Source organism: Blastocatellia bacterium, assembly GCA_035275065.1.
GTDB lineage: Bacteria > Acidobacteriota > Blastocatellia > UBA7656 > UBA7656 > DATENM01.
This window is the reverse complement of record DATENM010000050.1, coordinates 66,666-73,216: the sequence shown is the minus strand read 5'-3', so window position 1 is coordinate 73,216 and position 6,551 is coordinate 66,666. Positions and strand designations below refer to the sequence as shown.

5 protein-coding genes are annotated in these 6,551 nt (G+C 61.5%); 1 reads left to right on the top strand and 4 read right to left on the bottom strand.

What is annotated here, in order from left to right:
• Positions 1–389, top strand: a 389-nt coding sequence (locus VJ464_11400; GenBank protein ID HKQ05731.1) for an ATP-binding protein, incomplete at its 5' end; no start/stop codon positions are given.
• A gap of 294 nt (positions 390–683) precedes the next feature.
• Here VJ464_11400 and VJ464_11395 read toward each other — a convergent pair.
• From VJ464_11395 to VJ464_11380, 4 genes are all read right to left on the bottom strand, one after another.
• Positions 684–2,300 carry an ABC transporter substrate-binding protein gene (locus VJ464_11395; GenBank protein ID HKQ05730.1) on the bottom strand — a complete coding sequence of 539 codons (1,617 nt, stop codon included), beginning with the start codon at positions 2,298–2,300 and terminating at the stop codon, positions 684–686.
• Entirely contained in the window at positions 2,300–3,646 is a 1,347-nt protein-coding gene (locus tag VJ464_11390; protein ID HKQ05729.1) for an SCO family protein, read from the bottom strand. Before VJ464_11390 ends, VJ464_11395 begins: the two co-directional genes overlap by 1 nt.
• Positions 3,647–3,845: 199 nt before the next feature.
• Positions 3,846–5,216: a sigma-54 dependent transcriptional regulator gene (locus VJ464_11385; GenBank protein HKQ05728.1), complete on the bottom strand. Its 1,371-nt coding sequence runs from the start codon at positions 5,214–5,216 to the stop codon at positions 3,846–3,848.
• Complete coding sequence (locus VJ464_11380; protein ID HKQ05727.1) at positions 5,200–6,285, bottom strand: ATP-binding protein; 1,086 nt, start codon at positions 6,283–6,285, stop codon at positions 5,200–5,202. Before VJ464_11380 ends, VJ464_11385 begins: the two co-directional genes overlap by 17 nt.
• Positions 6,286–6,551 lie beyond the last annotated feature (266 nt).

The window sequence follows — 6,551 nt, the reverse complement described above, 5'->3', positions numbered from 1 at the left end:
GCGGCCTGGTAGAGAAGGGAATCGCCTGCCGGTTCTACGAGTACCGGGGGCTGCTCAAAGAGATCCAAAACAGCTATAACGCGAATACCGAGACGACGGAGATGAGCATCCTGGCGCCGCTTTTCGAGACCGAGGTGATCGCGCTCGACGAGTTGGGGGCGGCCAAGCCGTCCGAGTGGGTGCAAGACACGATAGGCTTGATCATCAATGGGCGCTATAATGAGAAGAAGCTGACGATCTTGACGACGAATTATCTCGACGAGGGCCAGTCGCCGATGGATGAAACGCTCGGCGCTCGCATTGGGGCGAGGCTGCGGAGTCGTCTCTACCAGATGTGCAAAACGATAGTGATTGAGGGCGAAGACTATCGCAGGCGTTTCGATGCGTAGTGAGATAGAAAAGCAGTTGAGGCATTTTCGACGCCTCGCGAGTTAAGGTTGATCGCTGGTAAGAGGATTATCCAAATCCCTGGAAGGCTACGACGATTTCCGACACGAGCTGAAGGGGCGTATCCGCGACGCCCAAACGCGGGCGACGGTTTGTATCAATGGTGAGGCGGTGCGGTTGTACTGGCAGACTATGCGCGCTCGCCAAGGCTCATCCCGAAGAGCGATTTGTGCAACAACCACTCTTGGTGCGATGGAGCGGCAGACAGATGCGCCGTGACCGACCGGCGACCGAATCTATGGATTAGTCGTGCGGGGTACGAGCCGTCCGCTTACGGGGACGTACTGCTTCTTCTCCTGGTCGGCCTGGACGACGTAAGAGCCGGTCGCGCCGGTCCGCCGGTTGGGCCCGAACGTCACGGGCGCGATGACGCCCGTCGGGTAATCATGCAACTGCTCAAGCGCCCTGATCAGGTCGGCGCGACCGAACCGCTTGCCGCAGGCCCCGACAGCCTCGGCCAATATCTTGGCCGCCGCGTACGCCACCGCCTGAAATGCGGTGCTGCGCAAGGCGACGCCCGACCTTTGCATCAGCGAGAGGAATTCGCCAAAGTCGTCGCGGCCAGGCAGTGAAGCAGAGTAGGCCAGATAGGTCTTTGCCGCCACCGCCGGCGGCAGACTGAAGGCGGCGCGTCCAATCATCATCGCCGAGCTCAGCCAACCGACGCCCAAGCGCACCCTGTCCGCCTCGGCGGCGAAGGCTAAGAGGTCCTCGCCACTGCCGAAGAAAAAGATCGCGTCCGGCTGCTTCTCGGCTAGCGACTTGACCATCTGCCCCGGAGCGAGCTGGCCAGCGCGATAGCCCTGTTCGACGACGACGGCCATCGAATAGAGCTTCGCCTGTGCCTCAACCCCTGAGAGCGCGTCCCGGTTGAGACGGCTTTCGGCATAAACCACGGCGAGACGTTTCGTCGCCCGGTCGCCCGGTTGCAGCTTGATGAAATCGACCAGTGAGCGCGATTGGTCGGCAAAGCTCGGGAGCAGGTAAAAGACTGACGGGTTCGGCACCACGGCCTGCGGCGGCGACAGGGTGACCGGCCCGACGAGGGGGATTTCCCGTTGCCGCAAAAACTCATTGACCGCGTCGCCGTCCGCCGGCTCAAAGCTGCCGACCAGGGCGAACACGCCGTTCTGCTCGACCAGCCGGTGCGTCGCTTCCACGGTCCCCGCGGCGTCGCCGCGCGAATCGGCGACGGCCAGCTCGAACCGCCGGCCATAGACCCCGCCCTGTCTATTCACCTCCGCGAAATAAGCCTCCAGAGCCGCTTTCACGTCTTCGCCGATTTTCGCGAGCGGCCCGCTCAGGGGCAGCGCCGCCCCCACCTTAATCGTCGTGTCGGTCAGCCCTGGGTCACTGTCAGCGGCCTTGCCGAGCTTCTTCAAGTAAGCGATCAGGTCGGCCATCTGTTCCGCCGTCATGCGGAAGCGCGGCATGCCGGGATGGAGCGCCGCGCCGCTCGAACTGGTGCCGGAGGTGATGGCGCGCAGCAGGCTGCCTTCATCATAGGGTGCGCGAGCTTGCCCGGTGAGCGCCGACTGAGCCGGCGCTGTGAGCGCCTCCCAGGCCAGGGGCGGCGGTTGCAGGCCGCCCTCTCTTGAGCCTTCACCTTTCAGTCCATGACAGTTCGCGCAAGGGAAGGCAGTGGCTGAAAGTTCGATGTCGTCGCCGAGCAAGGCTTTGATCTCGCCGCCGGCGCTTTCACCCTTGAGGTAAATCTGCTTGCCGCGCCGTTCCTGCGGCAACAGGCCGTCGCCGTCCTGTGCGGGGGCCGGCCTGCTGAAAGCCAGCCAGGCCATGCAAGCGCAGGCGACCAGAATGATTGTGGAGTGGGGTTGACGCCGTTGATCCTTCATCAGTTTGATTCGGCAAGCTTGATGATGGCGTCGGCGATCTCAGCGGGCTTGGACATCGCAAAAGCCTTCAGCCATTGGCCAGTCTCAACGTTGCCGATCATCAACAAGGTGGAGTGATCGTTCTTGTCGGCAGCAAACCCGCCGACCTTGCGCAGAATCGTGTCCACATCCTCCTTCTTGCCGGTGAGCAAATACCAGCCCGGCTTCGCGTGAAATTGCTCGGCGTACTTCTTCAACGCGGCGGGCGTGTCAACGGTCGGGTCCACACTGATCGAAATCATGTTAATGCCGTTGCCAACGCGCTCGCCGAGGTACGCCTGTACTTTGGCCAGGTTCGCCATCATCGGCGGACAGACCGAAGTGCAGGTCGTGAACATGAAATTGATGACGACCACCTTGCCTTTCAGCAAGTCGTCGAAGAAGCGCACGGCTTTGTTATCCTGAGTCAATAACTCGGTATTCGGGAAATACGCCGCCGCCACTTCGGCTGGGGTTCTGGCCTTTCTGACTCCGACGCTGGCCGGCGATGCAGCGGCGGTCTTCGCCGCTGCGGCGGTGACGATCCGCACGAGCGTGTCGGCAGGGGCGAGCCCATACGTTCGCGTCCAGTAAGCGGCGCGGTCATTGCCCACCAGCACCATCGGCGAGTGATCGTTCTTATCACCGGTGTTCGCGCCGAGTGCTTTCAACAAGCGCGTGATCTGCTGGCGGTCGCCGGTGACGAAGGTCCACCCCGGCCCTGCATGGAATTTGTCCGAATAAGCTTTCAACCTTTCGGGGATGTCGGTCGTCGGGTCGACGCTGACGGAAATTAACTGGACGTCACTGCCGACGCGGTCACCGAGCTCCTGCTGGATTTTGCGGAAGGTCGCGGTAAGTGGCGGGCAGATGGTTGTGCAGGTCGTGAAGATAAAATTGATGGCGACGGTTTTGCCACGCACAAGATCGCTGTAGAAGCGTAGCCGCCTGCCGTCCTGATCGTAAACCGGCGTGTCAGGAATCTGTGCGGGTACATCGGCGTTGTCGCCGTCGCCCGTCATCTGGTTTGCCGCCACCGCCGTCTTTACGGGCATCTCGCCGCCCGCCTTGCGCAACATCATGCCACACTTCGGGCACTTGCCAGGCTTCGCTGACCTCACGTCCGGGTCCATCACGCAGACGTAAGCGACACGGCCCGGCAGGGCGCGCTCTCTGGCTTGTGCGGCGTGGCCGGCGACGGCAGAAGACGACAAGCAAAGCATCACCAGCAGCAGCCGGCAGGCCACGACCGGGGCGAACGGTCGGCCTGCTCTTATCCCGGTCGCTTTCGCCATTTCTTCTCTAATCCCCCAGGCACAGTTCTTCATTCGTTACCCCTCCTCTACCGACCCCACTGAATGTAATGGGGAACACAATGAGAGCAATCATCGTGCCGACTCGGATATACTTTACGGGTTATGAATCATGCCGGAAATAGGGTTGCGCATCTCTCTCCGGCGTGTTTCAGGATAGAACAAGCGACCAGCAGTTCGTCATCAATTACCGTGTGGCACTTACCGTGCCGCGTCACTGAGAGCGGTCTGCTCTCAGCCCGAATTTCTTCAGCTTGCGGTAGAGAGTCGGGCGGTGGAGGTTGAGAATCTGTGCGGTCTTCTTAACGTTATTGCGCGTCCGTTCGAGCGTTTGCCGGATGGCCTCTTGTTCGATCTCTTCGAGCGTCAGGTAAGCCGGTATCTCACACTTCATGGGCCGCGGGCGCGCCGCCTGGAGGTGTTCAGGCAGGTGCATGGGGGAGATCAGGTCTTGGTCGCAGAACAGAACGGCGCGCTCGATGACGCTCTCCAGCTCGCGAACGTTGCCCGGCCAGTCGTACTTCGACAGTAGGCTGAGGGCCGCCGGCGAGATGCCGCGGATGCGCCGATGATACTTGACCACGTAACGCTGCAAGAAGTGCTCGGCCAGCAACGCGAGATCGTCCAGGCGCTCGCGCAGCGGCGGCACCTGAACCTTGATGGTGTTGATGCGGAAGTAGAGGTCGTCGCGCAAACGGCCCTCGCGCAGGGCCTGCCGCGTGTCGCGGTTGGTCGCGGCCAGCAGACGGAAATCGACGCGCACCTCGCGGTTATCCCCCAGGCGGTGCAGGCTCCTGTCTTGCAGCACGCGTAGCAGCTTGGTCTGCAAATGCACGGGCATTTCCGCGATCTCGTCCAGCAGCAACGTCCCGCCCGCGGTCGCTTCAATCAGTCCGTGTCGGTCGCGGTCAGCGCCGGTGAACGCGCCCTTTTTGTAACCGAACAATTCCGATTCGATCAGGTCACCCGGTATGGCGGCGCAGTTGATCCGCGTGAAGGGGCGGCTGGCGCGCTCACTCTGTAAATGAAAGGCGGTGGCGATCAGCTCTTTGCCGGTGCCGCTCTCGCCTTCAATCAGGACCGAGGCGTCGCTGGCCGCCGTCATGCGGATGGTTTCATAGATCCGTCGCATCTCCTCATTCAGCCCGATGATGCCGAACGCCTGGTGGCCGCCGCTGAGGATGCGCTTGAGGTGGCGGTTCTCTTCGTGGATGGCGACGAATTGCAGGGCGCGCTCGACCAGCATCATTGCCTGATCGGGCGTGAACGGCTTATCCAGGTAGTAGTAGGCGCCTTCTTTGATCGCTGCGATTGTGATGTCGAGCGAGCCATGCGCCGACATCAAGATGACCGTGGTTGCCGGGCTGTCGGCTTTCACCTGAGCCAGCAGGTCCATGCCGCTGGCGTCCGGCAACCGCAGGTCGGTGAACACAAGGTCAAAGTGCTGCTCGTTGAGCAACTCGACAGCACGCGCCGCAGTGGCGGCGGCAGCGACTTTGTACCCGCGCTCGCCGAGGATCATCGCCATTGCCCCGGTGATGGCCGGCTCATCGTCCACCACCATGATTTTAGCACGCGGCAGCATTGGCTTTCTCTCCCTCAGCCGGCAAGGCGATTTTGACCGAGGTGCCTGCGCCGGCGCGGCTCTGGACGGCGATCTGGCCGCCGTGCAACTGGATGATCCTGGAAGCGAATGACATCCCCAGCCCCAGGCCCTGGCTCTTGGTCGTGTAGAAGGGCTCGAATAAATTTTTCATCTGCTCTTCAGTCATGCCGCAGCCCGTGTCCGTGATCGCCAGCCGCAGCGCGCCTTCGCCCGCCGCCGTCGTCACGATCATCTGCCCGCCGACGGCCATGGCCTGAATGGCATTGAGCATCAGGTTGATCAGTGCCGAACGCACGCTGGCCTCGTCGAGCATGGCATAGGCGCCCGCCTCGGTCAGTGTGAGGTTCACGCGGATACTCTTCTCCCTGAGTTGCGGCTCCAGCAGGGCGAGCGAATCGGCGACCACTCGATTCAGGTTCACGCGCCGGCGCGACAGCGTGACGGTGCGGGCGAAGCTCAGCACTCGCTCGGTCGTCTCGGTGAGCTGGCCAATGCCGTCAATAATCTTGTCGGCGAGGGCAATTTCGCTGGCCGCGACTTTGCCGGCGAGCTTGCTCTTCAGATGCAGCGAGTAGAGTTGCAGCCCGGCGAGCGGATTCCTCACCTCGTGCGCGACTTGCGCGGCCATGCGGCCCAGCGCGGCCACCTTTTCGTCGCGGTCGAAGCGCTTAGGATCGTGACAGCAGCACTGCTTGTTGATGGCGCGGCCAACGGATCGGATGAGGTCATCCGCCGTCACTGGCGGCGCGATAAAATCTGCCGCCCTCGCCTGCATGACCTCTCGCAACTGAGAAATCTTCGGCCTTTTGATGATGACGATTATTGGAAGGAAGGGAGTGCGACGGCTCAACTCCTTCAGCAAGGCAAGACCATCTCTGTAAGATTTGGTGCAGTCAATGATTGCCGCGTCAGGCCGGTCACTCTCGACGATTGCGAGGGCGCTCTCCAACTCCCACGCCCTTAACACGGTGTAGCTCCCGCGCTCAACCAATTCGGCCACCGCCGCGCCGCCGCTGGCCGAGCCGCCAATCACCAGAACCTTCCCCATGTTCGATCCTCCTCCGGTTGCCTCTCTCTTGATAGTCAACCTCACCCCTCACGAAAGCCTTGCCTGAGGAAATAACCGAAGGTAAATCTCCAGCCCAGAGCCTGCTTACAATCAAGTGCTGGAAAAAAGGCGCGACGCGTCTGGTCGCAATGTCGTTATTGAAGTCCGGTGCTCATCAACCGTTCCCACAGCAGCCGCAGGGTTGGCGATGAATATAATATAAAAAAGCGATTCAGTCCACACAGAAACGCGGCCCGCGGGGAAAA

Excerpts from the sequence above, each read along its gene's own strand:
- VJ464_11390 (HKQ05729.1), bottom strand. The coding sequence starts at position 3,646 with ATGAAGAACTGTGCCTGGGGGATTAGAGAAGAAATGGCGAAAGCGACC.
- VJ464_11380 (HKQ05727.1), bottom strand. The coding sequence starts at position 6,285 with ATGGGGAAGGTTCTGGTGATTGGCGGCTCGGCCAGCGGCGGCGCGGCG.
- VJ464_11385 (HKQ05728.1), bottom strand. The coding sequence starts at position 5,216 with ATGCTGCCGCGTGCTAAAATCATGGTGGTGGACGATGAGCCGGCCATC.
- VJ464_11395 (HKQ05730.1), bottom strand. The coding sequence starts at position 2,300 with ATGAAGGATCAACGGCGTCAACCCCACTCCACAATCATTCTGGTCGCC.